The organism is Kitasatospora sp. NPDC041917 (assembly GCF_055589745.1).
The window spans coordinates 47763-74441 of sequence record NZ_JBVJBI010000034.1 but is presented as its reverse complement, the minus strand read 5'-3'; the positions used below and the strand labels follow the sequence as shown (position 1 = coordinate 74441).

The window sequence follows — 26679 nt, the reverse complement described above, 5'->3', positions numbered from 1 at the left end:
GATGAACACCCGCGGTGACAAGGCGGTCGAAGCACTTCGGGCCTCCCTCAAGGAGGTCGAGCGCCTGCGCAGGCAGAACCGGGAGATCCAGGCGGCGGCCCGCGAGCCGATCGCGATCGTCGCACTGGGCTGTCGGCTGCCGGGCGGCGTCACCGGCCCGGAGGACCTGTGGCGGCTGGTCGCGGACGGCACCGACGCGATCGGCGGGTTCCCGACCGACCGCGGCTGGGAGGAGTCCTTCCCCGGCAGCCGCGACTACGCCCGCCGGGGCGGCTTCCTCGGCGACGCGACCGGGTTCGACGCCGAGCTGTTCGGCATCAACCCGCGCGAGGCGCTGGCGATGGACCCGCAGCAGCGGCTGCTGCTGGAGGTCGCCTGGGAGACCTTCGAACGGGCGGGCATCGATCCCCACTCGGTGGCCGGCACGGCGACCGGCGTCTTCGTCGGCGCCTCCCCGTCCGGCTACGACGGAGCCGGCCGGCTCCCGGAGAACACCGCGGGATACCACCTGACCGGCACCGCGAGCGGGGTGCTCTCCGGCCGGCTCTCGTACGTGTTCGGGCTGGAGGGCCCGGCGGTCACCGTGGACACCGCGTGCTCCTCCGCGCTGGTGGCGCTGCACCTGGCGGTCCAGTCGCTGCGCCAGGGAGAGTGCGGCCTGGCCCTGGTCGGCGGCGTCGCGGTGATCAGCACCCCGGCGGCCTTCGCCGAGTTCGGCAAGCAGGGCGGCCTGGCCGCCGACGGCCGCTGCAAGTCCTTCGCGGCGGCGGCGGACGGCACCGGCTGGTCCGAGGGCGTCGGCGTCCTGCTGCTGGAACGGCTCTCCGACGCCCGCCGCAACGGGCACGAGGTGCTGGCGGTGGTGCGGGGCAGCGCGGTCAACCAGGACGGCGCCTCGAACGGTCTGACGGCGCCGAACGGTCCCTCGCAGGAGCGGGTGATCCGGCAGGCGCTGGCCAACGCCCGGCTGGAGGCGGCCGACGTGGACGCCGTGGAGGCGCACGGCACCGGAACCCGCCTCGGCGACCCGATCGAGGCCGAGGCGCTGCAGGCCGTCTACGGCCGGGGCCGTACGGCCGACCGGCCGCTGCTGCTCGGCTCGCTGAAGTCCAACGTCGGCCACACCCAGGCCGCCGCCGGCGCGGTCGGCGTGATCAAGAGCGTGCTGGCGCTGCGCAACGGCGTGCTCCCGGCCACCCTGCACGTGGACGCGCCCACCCCGCACGTCGAGTGGACGGGCGGCGGCGTCGAGCTGCTGACCGAGGCCCGGCCCTGGCCGCAGGCGGAGCGGACCCGACGGATCGGCGTCTCCGCGTTCGGCGTCAGCGGTACCAACGCCCATGTGCTCATCGAGGAGAGCCCGGCCGAGGCCGAGCCGCGGACGGAGCCGGAGGCGCCCGGGCAGGGCGTCCGCCCGGTGGCGTGGCCGGTGTCGGCGCAGAGCGCGCAGGCGCTGCGGGGCCAGGCGGCGCGGCTGGCCGAGCGGTTCGGGCCGGACGTGGACGCGGGCGACGCGGCGTGGTCCCTGGCGACGACCCGGGCCGCGCTGGCCCACCGCGCGGTGGTGCTGGGCACCGGTGGCCGTGAGGGGCTGCTGGATGGCCTCGGCGCGCTGGCGGACGGGCGTCCGACGGGCGGCGTGGTCGCGGGTGTCGCGGTGGAGGGCCGGACGGCGTTCCTGTTCACGGGGCAGGGTGCGCAGCGGGTCGGCATGGGCCGGGAGTTGTACGAGGCGTTCCCGGTGTTCGCGGCGGCGTTCGACGCGGTCTGCGCGGAGTTGGACGCGAGGCTCGGGCGGTCGGTGCGGGAGGTCGTCTTCGCGGGTGCGGAGGATCTGGACCGGACGGTGTGGGCGCAGGCGGGGCTGTTCGCGGTCGAGGTGGCGTCGTTCCGGTTGCTCGAATCCTGGGGTGTGACCCCCGACTTCCTGCTCGGGCACTCGATCGGCGAGATCGCCGCCGCCCATGTGGCGGGCGTGTTCTCGCTGGCGGACGCCTGTGCGCTGGTGGCGGCGCGCGGTCGGCTGATGGACGCGCTGCCGAGCGGCGGCGCGATGCTCGCGGTGCAGGCCGCCGAGGCCGAGGTCCGCGACGCGATCGGCGACCGCCTGGACGTGGCGGCCGTCAACGGCCCGACCTCGGTGGTGGTTTCGGGTCCGGCGGAGGTGGTGGAGGAGTTCGCGGCCCGCTGGTCGGCCGAGGGTCGCAAGATCCGCCGGCTGACCGTCTCGCACGCCTTCCACTCGGCCCTGATGGAGCCGATGCTCGCCGAATTCTCGGCCGTCCTGGCGGAGTTGACCTTCGCCGAGCCGCAGGTCCCGATCGTGTCGAACCTGACCGGCGGGATCGCCGAGCCGGGGCTGCTCGACACCTCCGAGTACTGGGTGCGTCAGGTCCGTGAGGCCGTCCGTTTCGCCGACGGCGTCGAGGCCCTGCACCGCGAGGGCGTGACCCGCTACGTCGAGCTGGGCCCGGACGCCGTGCTGTCGGCTCTGGTCGGGCAGCAGGCGGCCGAGGGTGTGGTCGCCCCGTTGATGCGCCGTGACCGCGCGGAGTCCGAGACCGCGCTGACCGCGCTCGCCACCCTGTGGACGACCGGCGCCGAACTCGACTGGCGGTCCGTGCTGTCGGCCGGGCGCCGCCTCGACCTGCCGACGTACGCCTTCCAGCGCGAGCGCTACTGGCCCGACGTCCCGCTCGACGTGCCCGGCTCGGCCGAGGATGCCCGCTTCTGGGCGGCCGTGGAGCGCGCCGACGTCCCGGAGCTGGCCGCCACCCTGCGGCTGTCGGACACCCCGGAGGTGCTGGACGGCGTCGTCCCGGCGCTCTCCGCGTGGCGGCGCTCGCGACGCCAGGAGGCGGTGGTCGACTCCTGGCGCTACCGGGTGGAGTGGCAGCCGCTGCCGCTGCCGGACACCGCCGGGCCGAACGGCACCTGGCTGCTCGCCACCGCGGACGAGTCCGCGGCCGCCGAGGACGTGGCCGCCGCGCTGCTGGCCGCCGGTGCGCGGGTCACCCGGCTGCCGCTGACCGGGGACCGGCCCGCTCTCGCCGGGCGGTTGGCCGCCGAGGACTTCGCCGGCGTGGTGTTCGTGGCCGGTTCGGCCGCCGCGGGCCTTCCGGTGCCCGCCGACCTCGGCGCCCTGCTGCTGCTGGTCCAGGCACTCGGGGACGCGGGCTCGCAGGCTCCGCTCTGGTGCCTGACCCGGGGCGCGGTGTCGACCGGGGACGAGGACCTGTCGCCGACCCCCGAGCAGTCCCTGCTGTGGGGCCTCGGCCGGGTCGCGGCGCTCGAACACCCCGGCCGCTGGGGCGGGTTGGTCGACCTGCCGGAGACCGTCACCGCCGAGGAGGGCCGCCGGCTGGCGGCGCTGCTCGCGGGTGCGGGCGGGGAGGACCAGCTGGCCCTGCGCGGGGCGCGGGTGCTCGGCCGCCGGGTGGTCCGGGCGCCGCTGCCCGGGGCGCCCGCGGCGGAGTGGAGCACCGACGGCACCGTCCTGATCACCGGCGGCACGGGCGCCCTCGGCGGGGACGTGGCGCGCTGGCTGGCCGGGCGGGGCGTGCCGCACCTGCTGCTGACCAGCCGCCGCGGCCCGGCCGCGCCGGGAGCGGATGAGTTGGTGGCCGAACTGACCGCGCTGGGCACCCGGGTGACCGTCGCCGCCTGCGACGTGACCGACCGGGAGGCGCTGTCCGGGCTGCTGGCCGGGATCCCGGCCGAGCACCCGCTGAGCGGCGTGGTGCACACCGCCGGGGTCGGCGCGCCGGGCCCGTTGATGGAGACCGACGCCGAGGCCGTCGCCGAGGTGATCGGCGGCAAGGCCGCCGGGGCCGCGCTCCTGGACGAACTGGCCGGGGACGTCGACCTGTTCGTGGTCTTCTCCTCCATCGCCGCCACCTGGGGCAGCGGCGGCCAGGGCGCCTACGCGGCCGGGAACGCCTTCCTGGACGCGCTGGTGGAGGCCCGGCGGGCCCGCGGCCTGGCCGGGACCTCGGTCGCCTGGGGCCCGTGGGCCGAGGCCGGCATGGCCGCGGACGCCGGCTTCGAGGACTACCTGCGCCGCCGCGGCCTGTCCGCGCTGGACCGTACGGCGGCGATCCGGGCGCTGGCCGGGGTCGTCGACCGGGACGAGGGCTGCGTGGCCGTCGCGGACGTCGACTGGGAGCGGTTCGGGCCCGCCTTCGTCTCCGGCCGGCCCAGCCCGCTGCTGAGCGGCCTGGCCGACCTGGCCGACGCGGCCGGGGACACCGGATCGTCCGCCCCCTCCTCGGAGTTGCGGGACTCGCTCGCCGCCGCGCCCGAGGGGGAGCGGTCCCGGCTGCTGCTGGAGGTGGTCCGGGACCGCACCGCGCTGGTGCTGGGACGCCCGTCGACCGAGGCGGTGGCGCCGCGACGCGCCTTCCGCGACCTGGGCTTCGACTCGCTGACCGCCGTGGAGCTGCGCAACCGGCTCGGCGCGGAGACCGGCCTGAAGCTGGCGGCGACGCTGGTCTTCGACCACCCGACGCCGGCCGCGCTGACCGAGTACCTGCTCGGCGAGCTGTTCGGCACCCCCGACGAGGCCCGGCCGACGCGCCCGGTGGCGGCCGCGGCGGACGACGAGCCGATCGCGATCGTCGGCATGAGCTGCCGCTACCCGGGCGGGGTCCGCTCGGCCGAGCAGCTGTGGGCGATGGTCACCGAGGGCCGGGACGGCGTCACCGGCTTCCCCACCGACCGCGGCTGGCCCGAGGGCGGCGGCTACGTCCGGCGCGGCGGCTTCGTCGAGGACGCCACCGACTTCGACGCCGGCATGTTCGGCATCTCGCCGCGCGAGGCCCTCGCGATGGACCCGCAGCAGCGCCTGGTGCTGGAGACGGCCTGGGAGGCGTTCGAGAACGCGGGTATCGACCCGTACTCCCTCGGCCACTCGTCCACCGGCGTGGTGATCGGCGCCTCCGCCTCCGGCTACGGCCTCGGCATGGAGATGCCCGCCAACGTCGAGGGCCACCTGCTCACCGGCACCGTCAGCAGCGTGCTGTCCGGCCGGATCGCGTACACCTTCGGCCTGGAGGGCCCCGCGGTCACCGTGGACACGGCCTGTTCCTCCTCGCTGGTCGCCCTGCACCTGGCCGCCCAGTCGCTGCGCCGCGGCGAGTGCGAGCTGGCGCTCGCCGGCGGTGTCGCCGTGATGGTCTCCCCGGGGGTGTTCGCCGAGTTCGACAAGCAGAACGGCCTGGCGGCCGACGGCCGGTGCAAGGCCTTCGCGGCCGCCGCCGACGGCACCTCCTGGGCCGAGGGCGTCGGCATCCTGGTGCTGGAGCGGCTGTCCGAGGCGCGCCGCAACGGCCACCAGGTGCTCGCGGTGATCCGCGGCAGCGCCATCAACCAGGACGGCGCCTCCAACGGCCTCGCCGCGCCCAACGGGCCCGCCCAGCAGCGGGTGATCCGGCAGGCCCTGGCCAACGCCGGACTGACCGCCGCCGAGGTGGACGCCGTCGAGGCGCACGGCACCGGCACCCGGCTCGGCGACCCGATCGAGGCGCAGGCACTGCTCGCGACCTACGGCCAGGAGCGCGCCGGTGAGCCGCTCTGGCTCGGCTCGGTGAAGACCAACATCGGCCACGCCCAGGCCGCCGCCGGCGTGGCGGGCGTGATCAAGATGGTGCAGGCGCTGCGCAACGGCCTGCTGCCCGCCACCCTGCACGTGGACCGGCCGTCCCCGCACGTGGACTGGTCGGCCGGGGCGGTGGAACTGCTCACCGAGGCCCGGCCGTGGCCGGAGCTCGACCGGCCGCGCCGGGCGGCGGTGTCCTCCTTCGGGATCAGCGGCACCAACGCCCACGTCATCCTGGAGTCCGTGCCGGTCGTCGGGACCGTGGAGCCCGAGGCCGCCGAGGGCCCCCAGCCCTGGCTGCTGTCGGGCCGCACCCCGGCCGCGCTCACCGAGCAGGCCGAGCGGCTGCGGGAGTTCGCGGCCGCGCGCCCCGAGCTCGCGGGGCCGGAGGTGGCCCGCTCGCTGCTGTCCCGGGCCGCCCTGGAGCACCGCGCCGTGGTGCTGGGCGCCGACCGGGCCGCCCTGCTGGACGGCCTGGGCACCCTCGACGGCGAGGGCGTCGTGAAGGGCCGGGCGGTTCCCGGTGACGTGGTGTTCGTCTTCCCGGGCCAGGGTTCGCAGTGGCTCGGTATGGGGCGTGAACTGGCCGCCGCCGCACCGGTGTTCGCGGCTCGGTTGGCCGCGTGCGAGGCGGCGCTGGCGCCGTACACCGACTGGTCGCTCACCGAGGCCCTGGACGACGAGGAGTTGCTGTCCCGGGTGGACGTGGTCCAGCCGGTGCTGTGGGCCGTGATGGTGTCGCTGGCCGAGGTGTGGCGGGCGCACGGTGTGGAGCCCTCGGCCGTGATCGGTCACTCGCAGGGTGAGATCGCCGCCGCGGTGGTGGCCGGTGCGTTGTCCGTCGAGGACGGTGCCCGGGTGGTGGCGCTGCGCAGCCGGGCGCTGATCGAACTCGCCGGTGACGGCGGGATGGTGTCCGTCGCGGCGGGCAGCGCGGTGGTCGAGGAGCTGATCGGCTCGTTCGACGGCAGGATCTCGGTGGCCGCGTTCAACGGCCCGTCCTCGACGGTGGTGTCGGGCGAGCCCGGCGCGCTGGACGCGCTGCTGGTGCTCTGCGAGGAGAACGGGGTGCGGGCCCGCCGGATCCCGGTGGACTACGCCTCGCACTCCGCCCAGGTGGAGCGGGTGCGCGAACGGGTCCTGGCGGAGCTGGCCGGGATCAGCCCGACCACGTCCACGGTGCCGCTCTACTCGACGCTGACCGGTGAGCCGATCGACACCGCGCGGATGGACGCCGGGTACTGGTACGACAACCTGCGCTCCACCGTCCTGTTCGAGCAGGCCACCCGCGCCCTGCTCGCCGACGGCCGCTCGGTGTTCGTCGAGTGCAGCCCCCACCCGGTGCTGACCGTCGGCGTGCAGGAGAGCGCCGACGCCGCCGGCGCCGACGCGGCCGCGCTGGGCACGCTGCGGCGCGACCGGGGCGGCCCCGAGCAGCTGCTGACGGCCCTCGCCGAGGCCTGGACCGCCGGCGTGGCCGTCGACTTCACCCCGGTCGTGCCCGCGGGCCGCCGGGTCGAGCTGCCCAGCTACGCCTTCCAGCGGGAGCGGTACTGGCCGCGGGCCGTGGTCGCCGCGGGCGACCTGAGCACGGTCGGCCAGGTCGTCACCGAGCACGCCCTGTTGGGCGCCGCCGTCCCGCTGCCCGGCGGAGCCCTGGTCCTGACCGGACGGCTGAGCGCGGCCGGCCAGGACTGGCTGGCCGACCACGCGGTGCACGGCGACGTGCTGGTGCCGGGCACCGCCTTCGTGGAGATGGCGCTGACCGCCGGTGAGCGGGCCGACTGCGCCCTGCTGTCCGAACTGGTGCTCCAGGCGCCGCTGGTGCTGCCCGCCCAGGGCGGCGTCGCGGTCCAGGTGAGCGTGGGCACCGCCGACGACACCGGCAGCCGGACCTTCGAGGTGTTCTCCCGCCCGGACGCCGCCGGCACCGAGCTGGTCCGTCACGCCACCGGCGTCCTCGCCCCGGCCGCCACCGCCCCGCAGGACGGCCCCGACCTCGCGGTCTGGCCGCCCGTCGGGGCCCGGTCGGTCGAGGTCGAGGGCTTCTACCAGGCGCTCACCGAGGCCGGTTACGGCTACGGCCCCGCCTTCCAGGGCCTGCGCGCCGCCTGGCGCGACGGCAGCACCGTCTACGCCGAGGTCGCCCTGCCCCAGGACGTCCGGGCCGACGGCTTCGGCATGCACCCGGCACTGCTGGACGCCGCCCTGCACGCCATCGGCCTCGCCGCCGACCCCGCCGCCGGCACCCGCCTGCCGTTCTCCTTCGACGGCGTCCACCTCCGGGCCACCGGGGCCACCGTGCTCCGGGTCGCGCTGACCGTCCGCGCGGACGGCGTCGCCCTGCACGCCGCCGACCCCACCGGCGCGCCGGTGATCGACATCGCCTCGCTGACCCTGCGCGAGGTCGCCGCCGCGACGCTGCGGCGGGCCGGCGAACGCGCCGTCCACGACGCCCTGTTCACCGTCGACTGGACCCCGCTGGCGCAGCCGGCCCCGGCCCGGCCCGACGCCTCGGACTGGCGGGGGATCGACGCCGTCGAGGACGGCGCGACGCCCCCGGTGGTCGTGCTGACCCTGCCGCCCGCCGCATCCGACGGCGGACCGGCCCTGGCCGTCCGCCGGACCACCACCGAAGTCCTGCGCACCGTCCAGGAGTTCCTCGCCGCCGACCGCTTCGCCGACACCCGGCTGGTGGTCGTCACCCGCGGCGCCGTCCCGGCCGCCCCCGGGCAGCCGGTGACCGACCTGGCCGGCGCGGCCGTGTGGGGCCTGCTGCGCTCCGCCCAGTCGGAGCACCCCGGCCGCGTGCTGCTGCTGGACCGCGACCCGGCCGGCCAGGACGCCGACTGGCAGGCCTGGGCCACCGTCCAGGACGAACCGCAGCTCGCCCTGCGCGAGGGCGGGGCCCGCGCCCCCCGGCTCGTCCGGCAGAGCGCCGCCCACGGCCTCACCGCCCCCGACGGGCCCGGCGCCTGGCGCCTGGACGTCACCGAGGAGGGCACTCTGGAGGCCCTCGCCCTGGTACCCGCCGCCGAGGCCGACGCCCCGCTGGGCGCCGGCGAGGTGCGGATCGGCGTCCGCGCGGCCGGCGTGAACTTCCGCGACGTGCTGCTCGCGCTCGGCATGTACCCCGAGCGCGCCGTGATGGGCGCCGAGGCCGCGGGTGTGGTGACCGAGGTCGGCGCCGCCGTCACCGATCTGGCCGTCGGCGACCGGGTGTTCGGCCACTTCGACGGCGGCGGCCTCGCCGACCGGGCGGTCACCGACCGGCGGCTGCTGGCCCGGATCCCGGCCGGCTGGACCTTCACCGAGGCCGCCTCGGTGCCCGTCGCCTTCCTGACCGCCTACTACGGGCTGGTGGACGTGGCCGCGGCCCGGCCCGGCGAGTCGGTGCTGGTGCACGCGGCGGCCGGCGGCGTCGGCATGGCGGCCGTCCAACTGGCCCGGCACCTGGGCCTGGAGGTGTACGGCACCGCCAACCCCGGCAAGTGGGACGCGCTGCGCGCGGCCGGTCTGGACGACGCCCACATCGCCTCCTCCCGCGACCTCGCCTTCGAGGAGTCGTTCCGCACCGCCACCGGCGGACGCGGCGTGGACGTGGTGCTGAACTCGCTGGCCGGCGAATTCGTCGACGCCTCACTGCGGCTGCTCGCCGAGGGCGGGCGCTTCGCCGACATGGGCAAGGCCGACCCGCGCGACGCCGAGCAGGTCGCCGCCGACCACGGCGTGCGCTACCGGGCGTTCAACCCCGCGGAGGCGGGCCCGGAGCGGGTCCGGGAGATCACGGCGGAGATCATCGGCCTGTTCGAGTCCGGTGCGCTGCGCCTGCTGCCGATCACCGCGTGGGACGTCCGCGAGGCGCCCGCCGTGTTCCGGCACATCAGCCAGGCCAAGCACGTCGGCAAGAACGTGGTCACCGTCCCGGCGCCGCTCGACCCCGAGGGCACCGTGCTGATCACCGGCGGCACCGGCACCCTGGGCGGGCTGCTGGCCCGCCACCTGGTCGCCGAGCACGGCGTGCGGCACCTGCTGCTGCTCAGCCGGCGCGGCGCCGACGGCCCGGGCGCTGCCGAACTCGTCGCCGAGCTACGGGACTTGGGGGCCGAGCCGACCGTCGCGGCCTGCGACGCCGCCGACCGCGAGGCGCTGTCCGCGGTGCTCGCCGCGATCCCCGCCGAGCACCCGCTCACCGGCGTGATCCACGCGGCCGGCACCCTGGACGACGGCGTGTTCGACGCGATGACCCCCGAGCGGGTCGAGGCCGTCCTGCGGCCCAAGGTCGACGCCGCCGTCAACCTGCACGAGCTGACCGCCGACCGCGACCTCGCGATGTTCGTGCTGTACTCCTCCGCCTCCGCCACCTTCGGCACCGGCGGCCAGGCCAACTACGCGGCGGCCAACGCCTTCCTGGACGCCCTCGCCTCCCACCGGCGCGCCCTCGGGCTGCCCGCCCAGTCACTGGCCTGGGGCCTGTGGCAGGAGGCCAGCGAGATGACCCGGCACCTGAACCCGGGCGCCGACGCGCGGACCGACAAGCTCGGCACCGCCCTGGACAGCGGACAGGGCCTCGCCCTCTTCGACGCGGCCACCGCCCTGCCCGCCCCGCACCTGGTGCCGGTCGCCCTGGACCGCACCGGCGGCGGCGAGGTCCCGGCCCTGCTGCGCGGCCTGATCCGGCCCGCGGTGCGCCGTGCCGCCGAGCGCGAGGCCGGCGACACCGGCACCCTGGCCGGACAGCTGCGCAACGCCTCCGCGAGCCGGCGCCGGCAGATCCTGCTCGACCTGGTCCGCGGCAACGCCGGCACCGTGCTCGGCTACGCGGACGCCGAGGCGATCGGCGCCCGGCAGGCCTTCCGCGACCTCGGCTTCGACTCGCTGACCGCGGTCGAACTGCGCAACCGGCTCAACGCCGCGACCGGCCTGCGGCTGCCCGCCACCACGGTGTTCGACCACCCGAACCCGACCGCGCTCGCCGACCACCTGGCCACCAGGCTGCTGGGCGAGAGCGCCCCGGCCCCCGCCGTCGCCACGCCGGCGCCGACGGCCGACCCCGGCGAGCCGATCGCGATCGTCGGCATGGCCTGCCGCCTGCCCGGCGGCGTCGCCTCCCCGGCCGACCTGTGGCGGCTGGTGGCCGCCGGCGAGGACGGCACCGCCGCCTTCCCGACCGACCGCGGCTGGCCCCTCGACGTGGCGCACGGACAGGCCGCCCGGGGCGGATTCGTGGACGGCGCCACCGAGTTCGACGCGGGCCTGTTCGGGATCTCGCCGCGCGAGGCGCTGGCGATGGACCCGCAGCAGCGTCTGCTGCTGGAGACCGCCTGGGAGGCCTTCGAGGATGCCGGCATCGTGGCCGCCGACCTCGGCAACCGCTCCACCGGCGTCTTCGTCGGCGCGGCGGCGTCCCACTACGGCCTCGGCATGCAGATCCCGGACAGCGCGCTCGGCCACCTGATGACCGGCAGCGCGACCAGCATCGCCTCCGGCCGATTGGCCTACGTGTTCGGGCTGGAGGGCCCGGCCATGACGGTGGACACCGCCTGCTCCTCCTCGCTGGTGGCGCTGCACCTCGCGGTGCGGGCGCTGCGCGGCGGCGAGTGCGACCTGGCGTTGGCGGGTGGCGTGACCACCCTCGCCACGCCCGGCGTGATCACGGAGTTCGACCGCCAGGGCGGACTGGCCTCGGACGGGCGCTGCAAGGCCTTCTCGGCCGACGCCGACGGCACCGGGATGTCCGAGGGGGTCGGCCTGCTGCTGGTCGAGCGGCTGTCGGACGCCCGTCGCAACGGGCACCAGGTGCTCGCGGTGGTCCGGGGGAGCGCGGTCAACCAGGACGGTGCGTCCAACGGCCTCACCGCGCCGAACGGGCCCGCGCAGGAGCGGGTGATCCGGCAGGCACTGGCCGACGCCCGCCTGGAGGCGGCCGAGGTGGACGCGGTGGAGGCGCACGGGACGGGGACCCGGCTCGGGGACCCGATCGAGGCGCAGGCGCTGCTGGCGACCTACGGCCGGGGCCGTGGCGACGAGCCGCTGTGGCTGGGCTCGATCAAGTCGAACATCGGGCACACCCAGGCCGCGGCCGGTGTGGCGGGTGTGATCAAGATGGTGCAGGCGATGCGGCACGGGACGCTCCCGGCCACCCTGCACGCCGAGCAGCGGACCTCCGAGGTGGACTGGTCGGAGGGCGCGGTGGAACTGCTCACCGAGGCCCGGCCGTGGCCGGCGGCGGAGCGTCCGCGCCGGGCGGGTGTGTCGTCCTTCGGGATCAGCGGCACCAACGCCCATGTGGTGCTGGAGCAGGCGCCGGCCGAGGAGGCGGCGCCGGTCGGCGAGGTGACGGGGCCGACGCCGTGGGTGGTGTCGGCGCAGAGCGCCGGGGCGCTGAAGGCCCAGGCGGCCCGCCTGGCAGGGGAGTTGGAGTCCGAGACGCTGGAGTCCGGGGCCCGTCCGCAGGACGTGGCGTGGTCGCTGGCGACCGGGCGGACCGGGCTGGCCCACCGTGCGGTGGTGCTCGGCGACGACCGGGCGGCGCTGCTGGACGGCCTGCTCGCGCTGGCGGACGGCCGCCCCTCGGGCGGGGTCGTCACCGGGATCGCGACCGAGGGCCGCACGGCGTTCCTGTTCACCGGTCAGGGTGCGCAGCGGGTCGGCATGGGCCGGGAGTTGTACGAGGCGTTCCCCGCCTTCGCGGCGGCGTTCGACGCGGTCTGCGCGGAGCTGGACGGGAGGCTCGGGCGGTCGGTGCGGGAGGTCGTCCTCGACGGCGTCGAGGATCTGGACCGGACGGTGTGGGCGCAGGCCGGGCTGTTCGCGGTCGAGGTGGCGTCCTTCCGGCTGCTGGAATCCTGGGGCGTGGTCCCGGACGTGCTGCTCGGGCACTCGATCGGTGAGGTGGCGGCCGCCCATGTGGCGGGCGTCCTCTCGCTGCCGGACGCGTGCGCCCTGGTGGCGGCGCGCGGCCGGCTGATGGACGCGCTGCCCGAGGGCGGCGCGATGCTCGCCGTCCAGGCCGCCGAGGCCGAGATTCGTGACGCGGTCGGCGACCGGCTGGACGTCGCGGCCGTCAACGGCCCGACCTCCGTGGTGGTCTCCGGGCCGGTCGAAACGATCGAGGAGTACGCCGCGCGCTGGTCGGCCGAGGGCCGCAAGATCCGCCGGCTGACCGTCTCGCACGCCTTCCACTCGGCCCTGATGGAGCCGATGCTCGACGAATTCTCGGCCGTCCTGGCGGAGTTGACCTTCGCTGAGCCGCGTATCCCGGTCGTGTCGAACCTGACCGGCGGGATCGCCGAGCCGGGGCTGCTCGCCACCCCCGAGTACTGGGTGCGTCAGGTCCGGGAGGCCGTCCGTTTCGCCGACGGCGTCGAGGCCCTGCACCGCGAGGGCGTGACCCGTCTCGTCGAGCTGGGCCCGGACGGTGTGCTGACCGCGCTGGCCGCCCAGAGCACCCCTGACGTGGTCGGCGTGCCGCTGCTGCGCAAGGACCGGGACGGCCGCGAGACCGTCCTGACCGCGCTGGCCGCGCTCTGGACGGCGGGCGCCGCGATCGACTGGTCCGCGCTGCTGCCCGCCTCCCGGCGTGTGCCGCTGCCGACCTACGCCTTCCAGCGCGAGCGCTACTGGCCGGAGGCGGCCGAGCCGACGAGCGTCGCGGCCGACCCGGCGGAGGCCCGGTTCTGGGCGGCGGTCGAGAACGAGGACCTGGCGGGCCTCGCCTCCACCCTGGACGCCGACCGGGCGCCCGAGGGTCTGGACTCCGTCCTGCCGGTGCTCACTGCCTGGCGGCGATCGCGCCGTCAGGACGCGGTGATCGACTCCTGGCGCTACCGGGCGACCTGGAAGCCGCTCGCCGGGCTCGTCGGGACCGGCCTCTCCGGGACGTGGCTGCTGGCCGCGCCGGAGGGCTCCGAGCCCGGGGCCGCGCTGGCCGCCGCGCTGGGGGAGGCCGGCGCCGAGGTGCTCCCGTTCGCCCTCGACGCCGTCCCGGCCGGGGTGGCCGGAATCGCCGGCGTCGTGGCGCTGCTTCCCTCGGACGCCCCGGTGTCCGGTGCGGTCGCGCTGCTGCGGGCGCTGGGCGGGGCGGGCGTCGACGCCCCGCTCTGGCTGGTCACCAGCGGTGCCGTCTCGATCGGCCGCTCCGACCCGCTGCGGGATCCCGTCCAGGCCCAGCTCTGGGGCCTGGGGCGGGTCGCGGCGCTGGAACACCCGCAGCGCTGGGGCGGTCTGATCGACCTCCCGGCCGTCCTCGACCCGCAGTCGGCCGAGCGTGCCGTCGCCGTCCTCGGCGGCGGCACCGGCGAGGACCAGGTGGCCGTGCGCGGCGCCGGGGCGTACGGCTGCCGCCTGGCGCGCGCCGCCTCCGGTGCCGCGCCCGCCGCGCCGTGGACGCCGTCCGGTCCGGTCCTGATCACCGGCGGCACCGGCGCGCTGGGCGCGGAGACGGCCCGCTGGCTGGTCGGCCGGGGAGTGCCGAAGCTGGTGCTGACCAGCCGCCGGGGCGCGGATGCGCCGGGCGCCGCCGCGTTGGCCGCCGAGCTGACCGAGGCGGGCGCCGAGGTCGTGGTGGCCGCCTGCGCGACGGCCGACCGGGAGGCGCTGGCCGCGCTGCTCGCCGAGCACAGGCCGACCGGCGTGGTGCACGCGGCCGGGGTGGGCCAGGGCGCCGCACCGCTGGCGGACACCGACGAGGCGGAGATCGCCCGGGTGCTCGACGGCAAGGCCGTCGGCGCCGAACTGCTCGACGAGCTGACCGCCGATCTGGACCTCGATCTGTTCGTGGCCTTCTCCTCGGTCGCGGCGACCTGGGGCAGTGGTGGTCAGGGCGTCTACGCCGCGGCCAACGCCCACCTGGACGCGCTGGTGCTGCGGCGCCGGGCGCGGGGTCTGCGGGGCACGTCGGTGGCCTGGGGGCCGTGGGCCGGCGAGGGCATGGCCGCCCAGGGCGAGGCCGCCGAGCAGCTGCGCCGCCGTGGTCTGGCGGTGATGGACCCGCGTCTCGCGGTGCTGGCGCTGGCCCGTGCGGTGGACGGGGACGAGGGCTGTGTGACGGTCGCGGACGTGGACTGGCAGCGGTTCGCGCCGGCCTTCACCGCCGTCCGCACCAGTCGGTTGCTGGCGGAGCTGCCGGAGGCCGGCCGCGGGTCGGCGCCGGTGGCGGCGGTCGAGGGGGCCTCGGCCTTCCTGGACACCCTGGCGGCGGCCGCGGCCGGGCGCCGGGAGCGGATGCTGCTGGACCTGGTCCGGTCGTCCGCGGCGGCGGCGCTGGGCCACACGTCGGTGGAGGCGGTGGACGCCGGTCAGGCGTTCCGGGACCTCGGCTTCGACTCGCTGACGGCGGTGGCCCTGCGGAACCTGCTGGCGAAGGACACCGGGCTCGCCCTTCCGGCGACGCTGGCCTTCGACTATCCGACGCCGGCGCTGCTGGCGGCCCATCTGGCCGGGGAACTGCTGGAGTCGGTACCGGTGACGGTGGCGGCCGCGGAGGAGACCGGTGCGGCGGTGGCCGTCTCGGACGACCCGGTGGTGATCGTCGGCATGAGCGCCCGCTATCCGGGCGGGGTGCGTTCGGCCGCCGGACTGTGGGACCTGGTGGCCGCCGGGGCGGACGGCGTCACCGGCTTCCCGGTGGACCGCGCCTGGTCGGTCGAGGGCATCGCGGCCGAGGCGGCGCGCGGCGGCTTCGTGGAAGGTGTGACGGAGTTCGACGCCGGGCTGTTCGGGATCTCGCCGCGCGAGGCGCTGGCGATGGACCCGCAGCAGCGGATCCTGCTGGAGGCGTCCTGGGAGGCCTTCGAGGACGCCGGGATCGACCCGCGCTCGGTGCGCGGCGAGCAGATCGGCGTCTTCGTCGGAGCCTCCAACTCCGGCTACAACGCGGTCGGCGGCCTGGAGGAGGCGAAGAGCCACGTCCTGGCCGGCTCGGCGAACAGTGTGATCTCCGGCCGGGTGTCGTACGTCTTCGGGCTGGAGGGTCCGGCCGTCACCGTGGACACGGCCTGTTCCTCCTCGCTGGTGGCCCTGCACTGGGCGGCGCAGGCGCTGCGCGAGGGCGACTGCGAGACGGCGCTGGTCGGCGGTGTGACGGTGATGGTGTCCCCGGCCGCCTTCGCCGAGTTCGACCGCCAGGGCGGGCTGTCCTCGGACGGCCGCTGCAGGTCCTTCGCCGCGGAGGCGGACGGTACGGGCTGGGGCGAGGGCGTCGGCGTCCTGGTGGTCGAGCGCCTCTCCACCGCCCGCCGCCACGGGCACCGGGTCCTGGCCATGCTGCGCGGCAGCGCGGTCAACCAGGACGGCGCCTCCAACGGCCTGACCGCCCCGAACGGTCCGGCTCAGCAGCGGGTGATCCGCCAGGCCCTGGCGAGTGCCGGGCTGTCGGCCGCCGAGGTGGACGCCGTCGAGGCGCACGGCACGGGCACCGTGCTGGGCGACCCGATCGAGGCGCAGGCGCTGCTGGCCACCTACGGCCGGGACCGCGACGGCGAGCCGCTCTGGCTCGGCTCGATCAAGTCCAACATCGGCCACACCCAGGCCGCCGCGGGCGTCGCGGGTGTCATCAAGATGGTGCAGGCGATGCGCCACGGCCTGCTCCCGGCGACCCTGCACGCGCAGCGGCCCAGCCCGAAGGTCGACTGGTCGGCCGGCGCGGTGGAACTGCTCACCGAGGCGCGCCCCTGGCCCGAGCTGGACCGGCCGCGCCGCTCGGCGGTGTCCTCCTTCGGCATCAGCGGCACCAACGCCCACGTCATCCTGGAGAGTGTGCCGTCGGCCCCGGTGGAGGAGCCGAAGGCGGCGCCGGTGCTGCCCGTCTGGGCCGTCTCGGCGAAGACCGCCGAGGGCCTGCGGGACCAGGCGCGGCGCCTGCGGGCGTTCGCCGAGCCCGGCGCGGACGTCCGGGACGTCGCCTGGTCGCTGGCCGGCACCCGGGCGGCGCTCGACCACCGGGCCGTGATCGTCGGCGCGGACCACGCCGAACTCCTGCGCGGCCTGGCCGCGTTGGCGGACGACGCACCCGACGCGGCGGTGGTCCGCGGCGCGGTCGCCGACCGTCGGACCGCCTTCCTGTTCACCGGCCAGGGTTCGCAGTACGCCGCCATGGGGCGGGGGCTGTACGAGGCCTTCCCGGTGTTCGCGGAGGCCTTCGACGCGGTCCGCGCGGAGCTGGACCTCCGGCTCGACCGGCCGCTCACCGACGCGGTGTTCGAGGGCATCGGCATCGACCGTACGGTGTGGGCGCAGGCCGGGCTGTTCGCGGTCGAGGTCGCCTCGTACCGGCTGCTCGAATCCTGGGGCGTGACCCCCGACTTCCTGCTCGGGCATTCGATCGGTGAGATCGCGGCCGCCCATGCGGCGGGCGTGTTCTCGCTGGCGGACGCGTGCGCCCTGGTGGCGGCGCGCGGCCGGTTGATGGACGCGCTGCCCGAGGGCGGGGCGATGCTGGCGGTCCAGGCCACTGAGGCCGAGGTCCGCGCCGCGATCGGCGACCGGCTGGACGTGGCGGCCGTCAACGGCCCGACCTCCGTGGTGGTCTCCGGTCCGGTCGAAACGATCGAGGAGTACGCCGCGCGCTGGAAGGCCGAGGGCCGCAAGACCCGTCGACTGACCGTCTCGCACGCCTTCCACTCGGCCCTGATGGAGCCGATGCTCGCCGAATTCGCCGCCGTGCTCGCGGAGTTGACCTTCAACGAACCGCGGATCCCGGTCGTCTCCAACCTGACCGGCGGGATCGCCGGGCCCGGGCTGCTCACCACCCCCGAGTACTGGGTGCGGCAGGTCCGGGAGGCCGTCCGCTTCGCCGACGGCGTCGAGACCCTGCACCGGGAGGGCGTCACCCGCTTCGCCGAGCTCGGCCCCGACGGCGTGCTGAGCGGACTGGCGCAGCAGAGCGTGGCGGACGGCGTGTTCGCGCCGCTGCTGCGCCGCGGCCGGGAGGACTCCCGGACCGCGCTGCGGGCGTTGGCCCGGCTGTGGGCGGACGGCGCCGAGGCCGACTGGTCCACGGTGCTGCCCGAGGGCCGACGGGTGGAGCTGCCGACGTACGCCTTCCAGCGGCAGCGGTTCTGGCCGCAGGCCGGTGCCGCCGAGCCCGTCGGCGACGTGGTGGAGGCCAGGTTCTGGGACGCGGTGGAACGCGAGGACTTCGGCGATCTGGCCGACCTCCTGGACACCCCGGACCCCGCCGAGCTGCTCGGCGCGGCCCTGCCGGTGCTCTCCTCGTGGCGGCAGCGGCGCAAGGTCGACTCGGTGGTGGACTCCTGGCGCTACCGGGTGATGTGGCGGCCGCTCGGCACCCCGGCCGGCGCCCCGGCGCTGACCGGCCGGTGGCTGCTGGCCGTCCCGCGGGCGGCCGCCGAGCACCCGCTGACCGAGGCCGTGGCGGCGGCGATCCGCTCGGCGGGCGCCGAGGTGGTCCGCTTCGAGCCCGTCGGCACCGACCGGGCGGCCCTGGCCGCGCAGCTCGCCGAGGCGGGCCCGGGCACGTTCGCCGGTGTGGTGTCGCTGGCCGCGCTCGCCGGGGAACCGGACCCGGACTCGGCGGTCTCGCCGGGCCTGGAGCTGACCCTGGCCCTGTTCCAGGCGCTCGGCGACGCGGGCGTCACCGCCCCGTTCTGGGCGCTGACCGCGCACGCGGTCTCCGTCGGCCGCTCGGACCGGGCCGCCGACGCCGGACAGGCGCAGGTGTGGGGCCTCGGCCGGGTCGCGGCGCTGGAGTCCCCGGACCGCTGGGGCGGTCTGATCGACCTGCCGTCCGCGCCGGACGCCCGGGCCGGCACCCGGCTGGCCGCCGTGCTCGCCGGTGGCGGCGAGGACCAGGTGGCCGTGCGCGGCTCCGGCACGTACGGCCGCCGACTGGTCCGGGCGACGGCCGGCGCGGGCGCGCCGTCCTGGTCGCCGACCGCCGGGGGGACCGTCCTGGTCACCGGCGGGACCGGCGCGCTGGGCGCCGAGGTCGCCCGCTGGCTCGCCGACCACGGCGTCGCCCGGGTGGTGCTGACCGGCCGTCGCGGGGCGGCCGCGCCGGGCACGGCGGACCTGGTCGCGGAGCTCGCGGCGCGCGGCACCGAGGCCGTGGTCGCCGCCTGCGACGTGACCGACCGGACCGCACTGGCCGCGGTGCTCGCCGCGGTGCCGGCGGACCGCCCGCTGATCGGCGTGGTGCACGCCGCCGGCGTGCTGGACGACGGGGCGCTGGACGCGCTCACGCCGGAGCGCCTGAGGACGGTGCTGGCCGCGAAGGCGGCCGGCCTGGTCATTCTGGACGAGCTGACGCGGGGCCACGAGCCGGAGTTCTTCGTCGCCTTCTCCTCGCTGGCGGGCGCCGTCGGCAGCGCCGGCCAGGGCAACTACGCCGCCGCCAACGCCTTCGTGGACGCCTGGATGGAGGGGCGGCGCGAGCGCGGCCTGCCGGGCGTCTCGGTCGCGTGGGGCCCGTGGGCGAACGAGGGCATGGCGGCCGACCCGGCCCTGGTGCAGCGGCTGCGGCGCGGCGGCCTGCCGCCGATGGACCCGGCGCTCGCCGTCACGGCACTCGCCCGGGCGATCGGCCACGACGGGGCCGCCCTGGTGGTCGCCGACGTCGACTGGTCGCTGTTCGCGGCCGGTGCGGGCGGGCTGCGGCCCAGCGCCCTGCTGGCCGACCTGCCGGAGGCCGCCTCGGCCACGGCCGGCACCCGCGGCGCCGGACCGGCCGAGGAGTTCCGGGCCGAGCTGGCGGCGGCACCCGGGAGCAGGCGCTCCGGGCTGCTGCTGGACGCCGTGCGGTCCTGGACCGCGGCGGTGCTCGGCCACGGCTCGCCGGACGCGGTCGGCGCCGAGCAGGCGTTCCGCGACCTCGGGTTCGACTCGGTGACGGCGGTGGAGTTCCGGAACCTGGCGAGCGCCCGGACGGGGCTGGCGCTGCCGGCCACCCTGGTCTTCGACCGTCCGACCCCGGCCGCGCTGGCGCGCCATCTCGGCGAGCAGCTGTTCGGCGCGGCCGAACCGGCCGTGGCCGCCGAGGTCGCGGACCGCACCCGGGCCGAGGACGAGCCGATCGTGATCGTCGGCATGGCCTGCCGCTTCCCGGGCGGCGCCGGCTCCCCGGACGCGCTCTGGGAGCTGCTGTCCGACGGCGTCGACGCGATGACCGGCATCCCGACCGACCGCGGCTGGGAGGCCGGCTGGACGGGCGTGGACGCGGCCGCCCGGGGCGGATTCCTGGAGGGCGTGGCCGAGTTCGACGCGGGCCTGTTCGGGATCTCGCCGCGCGAGGCGCTGGCGATGGACCCGCAGCAGCGGCTGCTGCTGGAGGCCTCCTGGGAGGCCTTCGAGTCCGCCGGAGTGGACCCGAGGGCGATGCGCGGCCGGCCGGTCGGCGTCTTCGCCGGCACCAACGGCCAGGACTACCCGCTGGTGCTCGCCGCCTCGGAGGAGGACGTGGACGGCCACGTGGCCACCGGCAACGCCGCCTCCGTGCTCTCCGGCCGGATCTCGTACGCGTTCGGGCTGGAGGGCCCGGCGATGACCGTGGACACCGCCTGCTCCTCCTCGCTGGTCGCCCTGCACCTCGCGGCCCAGGCGCTGCGCCGCGGCGAGTGCGAACTGGCCTTCGCGGGCGGCGTCTCGGTGATGTCGACCCCGGTGGTGTTCGCGGAGTTCGACCGCCAGGGCGGCCTCGCGGCGGACGGCCGCTGCAAGGCCTTCTCGGCGGAGGCGGACGGTACGGGCTGGGGCGAGGGCGTGGGCGTGCTGCTGCTGGAGCGGCTGTCCGACGCGCGGCGCAACGGCCACCGGGTGCTCGCGGTGGTGCGGGGCAGCGCGGTCAACCAGGACGGCGCGTCCAACGGCCTCACCGCCCCCAACGGCCCGTCGCAGGAGCGGGTGATCCGCCAGGCGTTGGCGGACGCCGGGCTGTCGGCCGCCGAGGTGGACGTGGTCGAGGCGCACGGCACCGGTACCCGGCTGGGCGACCCGATCGAGGCCCAGGCGCTGCTGGCCACCTACGGCCGGGAGCGCACCGCGGAGCCCCTGCTGCTGGGCTCGGTGAAGTCCAACCTCGGGCACACCCAGGCCGCCGCCGGCGTCGCCGGGGTGATCAAGATGGTGCTGGCCCTGCGGCACGGCATCGTGCCGCCGACCCTGCACGTCGGCGAGCCGACCCCGCAGGTGGACTGGTCGGCGGGCGCGGTGGAGCTGGTGACGGAGCGCCGGGCGTGGCCCGCCGTGGACCGGCCGGCCCGCGCCGGTGTGTCCTCCTTCGGGATCAGCGGCACCAACGCCCACGTCATCCTGGAGGCAGCCGTCGAGCCGGACGCGGTGGAGGCCGCTTCCGCCGTCGAGTCGGACGCGCTGCCCTGGCTGCTGTCCGGGCGCTCGGCCGCGGCGCTCGCCGCCCAGGCCGGGCGACTGCGCTCCTTCGCGGAGCGGCGGGCCGAGCTGCGGCCGCAGGACGTGGCCCGGTCGCTGCTCTCCCGTGCCGGGCTGGAACACCGAGCGGTGGTGCTCGGCGCCGACCGGGACGCCCCGCTGGCGGCCCTGGCCGCGGGCCGACCGTCCGGCACTCTGGTGTCGGGCGTCGTGGCCGAGGGGCGGACGGCGTTCCTGTTCACCGGTCAGGGTGCGCAGCGGGTCGGGATGGGCCGGGAGCTGTACGAGGCGTTCCCCGCCTTCGCGGACGCCTTCGACGCGGTCTGCGGGGAGCTGGACCTGCTGCTGGACCGGCCGGTGAAGGGCGTGGTGTTCGACGGCGTCGAGGACCTGGACCGGACGGTGTGGGCGCAGGCCGGGCTGTTCGCGGTCGAGGTGGCGTCGTTCCGGCTGCTCGAATCCTGGGGCGTGACGCCCGACTTCCTGCTCGGGCACTCGATCGGCGAGATCGCCGCGGCGCACTGCGCCGGCGTGTTCTCGCTGGCCGACGCCTGTGCGCTGGTGGCGGCGCGCGGCCGACTGATGCAGGCGCTGCCGAGCGGCGGGGCGATGCTGGCGGTCGAGGCCGCCGAGGCCGAGGTCCGCGAGGCGATCGGCGACCGCCTGGACGTCGCGGCCGTCAACGGCCCGACCTCCGTGGTGGTCTCCGGCCCCGTCGAGGTGGTCGAGGAGTTCGCCGCCCGGTGGCAGGCCGAGGGCCGCCGGATCCGTCGGCTGACGGTCTCGCACGCCTTCCACTCGGCCCTGATGGAGCCGATGCTCGAAGAATTCGCCGCCGTGCTCGGCGGGTTGACCTTCGCCGAGCCGAGCATCCCGGTCGTCTCCGACCTGACCGGGACGCTCGCCGAACCCGGGCTGCTCTCCGCACCGGACTACTGGGTCCGCCAGGTCCGCGAGGCCGTCCGCTTCGCCGAGGGCGTCACCCGCCTGGCGGAGCAGGGCGTCACCCGGTACCTGGAGCTCGGCCCCGACGGCGTGCTCTGCGGGCTGGCACAGCAGTCGGTCGCGGCGGACACCTTCGCTCCGCTGCTGCGCAAGGGCCGCGAGGAGCGGGACACCGGCCTGGAGGCGCTCGCCCGGCTCTGGACGGCGGGCGCCGAGGTCGACTGGTCGGCCGTGCTGCCGGAGGGCCGCCGGGTGGACCTGCCGACGTACGCCTTCCAGCGGGACCGGTACTGGCCGCGGTTGCCGCTCGCGGCGGCCGGCCGGTCCGACGGTGCCGCCGCGGTCCTCGACGACTGCCTCTACCGGATCGACTGGAAGCCGGTCGAGGTCCCGCCGGCGCGGCTCGACGGCGGCTGGCTGCTGGTCACCGACACCGAGGACGACGGCGTGTTCGCGGACACCCTGCTCACGCGACTGCCCGCCGACACCGCCCCGGTCCGACTCGCCGTCGGCGACCTCGACCGGGAGCAACTGGCGGAGCGGCTGCGCGCGCTGGCCGAGAAGGCCCGCGGGATCGCCTACCTGCCCACCGGGCTGGACCGCGGTCTCGTGCTGCTGCACGCCCTCGGCGACGCGGAGCTGGAGGCCCCGCTGTGGATGGTCACCCGGGGCGCGGTGGCCGTGGACGCGGCGGACCGGGTCACCCGCCCCGAGCAGGCGCAGCTGTGGGGCTTCGGCCAGGCCGCGGCGCTGGAGCACCCGCGGAGCTGGGGCGGGCTGGTCGACCTGCCCGCCGAGCCGGACGCCGGCACCCTCGCGGCGCTCGCGGCGGTGCTCGACGGGGCCACCGGGGAGGACCAGCTCGCCCTGCGAGGTGAGCGGGTGCTCGCCCGCCGCCTGGTCCGCACCGACGCGGGAGCGGCCCCGGCGGAGCCCTGGCGGCCGTCGCGGCCCGGCACGGTGCTGGTCACCGGCGGTACCGGCGCGCTGGGCGCGGTCGTCGCCCGCTGGCTGGTCGGCCGGGGCGTCACCGACCTGGTCCTCACCGGCCGCCGCGGCTCCCGGACCCCGGGCGCCGAGGAGCTGACCGCCGAACTGACGGCGGCCGGCGCCCGGGTGACGGTGGCCGCGTGCGACGCCGCCGACCGGGAGGCGCTGGCGGCGACGCTGGCCGCGGTCCCGGCCGACCGCCCGCTGATCGGCGTCGTGCACGCGGCCGGTGTCGCCCAGTCGGCGATGCTGGCGCAGACCGGCGTCGAGGACATCGCGAGGATCACCGGAGGCAAGGTCGACGGCGCCGCCCACCTGGACGAGCTCACCGCGGAGGCGGACCTGGAGCTGTTCCTGGTCTTCTCCTCCATCGCCGCCACCTGGGGCAGCGGCGGGCAGGCCCTCTACGCGGCGGGCAACGCCTACCTGGACGCCCTGGCCCGGAACCGGCGGGACCGCGGTCTCGTCGGGACGTCGGTCGCGTGGGGCCCGTGGGCGGGCGCCGGGATGGCGGTCGACGGGGCGGAGGAGTACCTGCGCCGCCGCGGACTGACGCCGCTCGACCCGCAGTTCGCGCTCACCGCCCTGGCGGCGGCCGTGGACGGCGGCGCGGACGAGCTGACCGTCGCCGACGTGGACTGGACCCGGTTCGCGCCCGCCTTCACCTCGGGCCGGCCGAGCCCGCTGCTGGGCGACCTGCCCGAGGCGGCCGACGGCCGGTCCCCGGCCGGGGCCGCGGCTTCGGCCGGGACTCCGGCGGCGGACGGCGGGGCGGACGGCGGGGCGCTGCGCGCCCGGCTGGCCGGGCTGGACGCCAAGGAGCGGACGGCCGTCCTGCTGGAGCTGGTCCGGGACGTGCTGGTCGAGGTGCTCCGCTACTCCGCGGCCGAACAGATCGACGAGACCAGGCCGTTCCGCGACCTCGGCTTCGACTCGCTCACGGCCGTCGAGTTCCGCAACCGGCTGGCGCGGGAGTGCGGCGTCGCGCTCCCGGCGACGATCGTCTTCGACCACCCGACCCCGGTCGCGCTGGCAGACCACCTGCACGGCGCGCTCCCGGGCGGCGCCGAGTCGGCCGCGGACGTCGAGCCGCTGCTCGGGATGCTCGACGGGCTGGAGGCGGCGATGACCGTCAACCCGCTGGACGAGCTCTCCCGCTCCAGGGTCACCGTGCGCCTCCAGGCCTTCCTGGCCCGCTGGTCCGCCGGTGCCCCGGTGGAGGAGGACACCATCGCGGACCTCCTCGACGCCGCGGACGACGAGGAACTGCTCAACCTGGTCCGGGAGGAGCTGGGCAACAGCGACCTGGACTGAGCGGTCCCGCCCGGAGGGCCCGGGGACGTGCCGGATCGCGGTGCCACCGAGTCGATCGGTGGCACCGCGCCGCGCCGGACCCGTCGAACGGCGCACGAGGAGAGCGGCCGGAGCACGAAGAGGGCGGCCGGAGCGCATCGCTCCGGCCGCCCTTCCCCGTCCGTCGGGACTGCTCGACCCGCCGGGGGCCGTCCCGCCGTCAGGCCCCGTCCAGCACCTCCACCAGCGCCGTCAGGAACTCCTTCGGCCGTTCCAACTGCACGCTGTGCCCGGCGCCTTCGACCGCGACCTCGCGCACCCGGCCGCCGGCGGCGGCGTAGCGGTCCAGTACGGCGCGGGTCTGCGCCACCATCGGCTGGGCCGGGCAGGTGTCCGCGCCGGGCCAGCCCGGGACGGCACCGATGGCCCCCAGGTGGGCCAGGTCGAAGAGCGAGGTGTCGGAGACGATCACGTCGGCCGTGCCGCGGATCCACAGGATCGGCGGCTTCGGCTCGACCAGTTCCAGGTCGTCGATCCGGAAGTGGGTCGGCGCCATCGAGTTGAGCACCCCGCGTTCGCCGGGACCGAAGCCCGGCCAGGCCTCGCTCGTGCGGCTGTCGCCCGGGTAGTGGTCCTCCCCGGTCCGGGTGGTCAGCATCGCCGCCACGTAGTGGTCCGGCTCCGCCAGCGGCTCGCTGACGTAGGTGGTGTTCAGCACCGAGAGCGGCGCGAACGGCGACTCGGCGCCCGTCTCGCCCTCGCGCAGCAGCCGGACGAAATCGGGGGCCGCGCCGCCGGCGCCGGAGCCCGCCCCGTCGGGCGAGTTGAGCCGCCCGTCCACCCCGTGGGTGCCGCCGAAGCCGTACGGGGAGACCGGGTTGACCAGGGTGAGCGAGCGGACCAGCTCCGGGTGGTCGCGCAGCAGTTGCAGCACCACGCCGCCGCCCATGCTCCAGCCGACCAGGTGGACCGGGCCCAGGGCCAGCGCCCGGAGGTAGGAGAGCAGGTCCTCGCTGTGGTCGCGCAGGCCCCGGGTGGCGTCCACCGGCAGCGGCTCGGTGCGGCCGAAGCCGCGCAGGTCGGGGGCCAGCGGGCGGTAGCGGGCGGGGAGCCCGGTCATGGTCGAGTGCCAGAAGACGCCGGAGGAGACGTTGCCGTGCACCAGGACCACGGGTTCCCCGGTGCGGCCCGCGATCTCGGCGTAGCCCACGGTGAGCCGGTCGGTGGGGATCAGTCGATCGGTGATCATCCGGGATGTCCTCAGTTCAGCCAACTGGCGACCTGCGCGCTCGCCGCGCTGTCCCAGCCGAGTTGCAGGTGGTTGGCGAGGGCGATCAGCGCGGTGCCGCCGACGGTGCCGAAGCCGGTCTTGTCCAGGGCGCTGGCCACGAAGACCACGCCGTCGCTGGGCCCGCGGTTCTCGTTGAAGATCCCGACGATGCTGGGCGTGCCGCCGGCCAGGAGGTAGGCCGTCACCGAGGAGGGCACCCCGGCCTGGTGCAGCGGGGCGATCAGCGAGCCGGCGTTGATCGCGGCCTGGATGCCGCCGCCGTCGGTGTAGAAGCCCTGGCCGCCGTAGTAGGTCGTGTACCAGTCCTGCTGGGTCTGGTCGATGCCGAACACCGAGTCCCAGCGGGCCAGCATCTGCCGCTGCCCCGGGTAGTTGTCGTAGCCGCCCGAGGGGGTGAAGGAGAACTCCGGGTGCGCGGTGTAGGTGCCGTAGCAGGTCATGCGCAGGTGCGGGGACGGGGCGTTGACGGCACCGCCGCACTGCGGCCAGATCGAGAAGTCGTGCGCCCACCCGTGCGCGAACGGGTAGTCGTAGCCGCCGTTCGGGCCGCCGAGGGTGATCAGCTTGCGCACGTCGCCCGCGTACGGGCGGCCCCAGGAGGGCTTCACCGAGGACACGTAGGCCCGCGAGGACATCTCGCCCTTGCTCCACCCCACCACGTCCACCTGCGGGACGCCGAGCTTGGCACGGATCAGCGCGACGGCGTCGCCGACCTCCTGGGCCTGCATCAGGTTGTCGCCCTGCTTGTGCGCGAAGCCGATCGCGAAGACCCGGTAGCCCCGCCCGGCCAGGTTCTGCATCAGCCCGGTGTTCGGGCAGGACATGGAGCCGCAGCCGTAGCCGCCGGACTCGCCGGGGTTGGCCCAGGCCCGGTCCGGGTTGTCGTTGGCGCCGTGCACCAGCAGCACCGGGACCTGGTGCGCGCCGGTGTTCCAGCCCGGGGCCGAGTAGAGCAGGAAACGGCCGGAGAAGGGCTGCTTGACGCCGCCGAAGAAGGTGAGCCGCTGGCCGTCCTGGTCGCCGCGGCCGTCCGGCGGGTACTGCTCCTGCCGGAAGCCGGTGGTGGTGTCGAGGTAGCGCTCGACCCGGTCCCAGCCGTTGGCGACGGTGCCGTAGGTCGCCTCCAGGGTCAGGTTGGCCGGCACCGCGGCCGCGGCCGGCCCCGCCGGGACGGCCGCACCGATCAGCGCCAGGACGCCCGCGAGCACCCAGCCCCATC

Annotated in this window: 2 protein-coding genes and 1 pseudogene; 1 reads left to right on the top strand and 2 read right to left on the bottom strand. The window is 76.5% G+C overall.

Annotated features, from left to right (window positions below):
- Position 1: 1 nt before the first annotated feature.
- A pseudogene (locus ACZ6EM_RS30710) lies at positions 2 to 23908 on the top strand (type I polyketide synthase); the annotation flags it as partial.
- A 481-nt stretch (positions 23909 to 24389) separates the two neighbouring features.
- On the opposite strand, the gene ACZ6EM_RS30705 reads toward ACZ6EM_RS30710, so the two are convergent.
- The gene (locus ACZ6EM_RS30705; RefSeq protein ID WP_465773751.1) at positions 24390 to 25418 is read right to left on the bottom strand and encodes an alpha/beta hydrolase; all 1029 of its coding nucleotides are present in this window, start codon (positions 25416 to 25418) and stop codon (positions 24390 to 24392) included.
- Between the two features lie 11 nt (positions 25419 to 25429).
- Positions 25430 to 26668: an esterase/lipase family protein gene (locus tag ACZ6EM_RS30700; protein WP_465773750.1), complete on the bottom strand. Its 1239-nt coding sequence runs from the start codon at positions 26666 to 26668 to the stop codon at positions 25430 to 25432.
- Positions 26669 to 26679 lie beyond the last annotated feature (11 nt).

Coding starts and splice junctions, on each gene's coding strand:
- ACZ6EM_RS30705 (WP_465773751.1), bottom strand. CDS start 25,418: ATGATCACCGATCGACTGATCCCCACCGACCGGCTCACCGTGGGCTAC.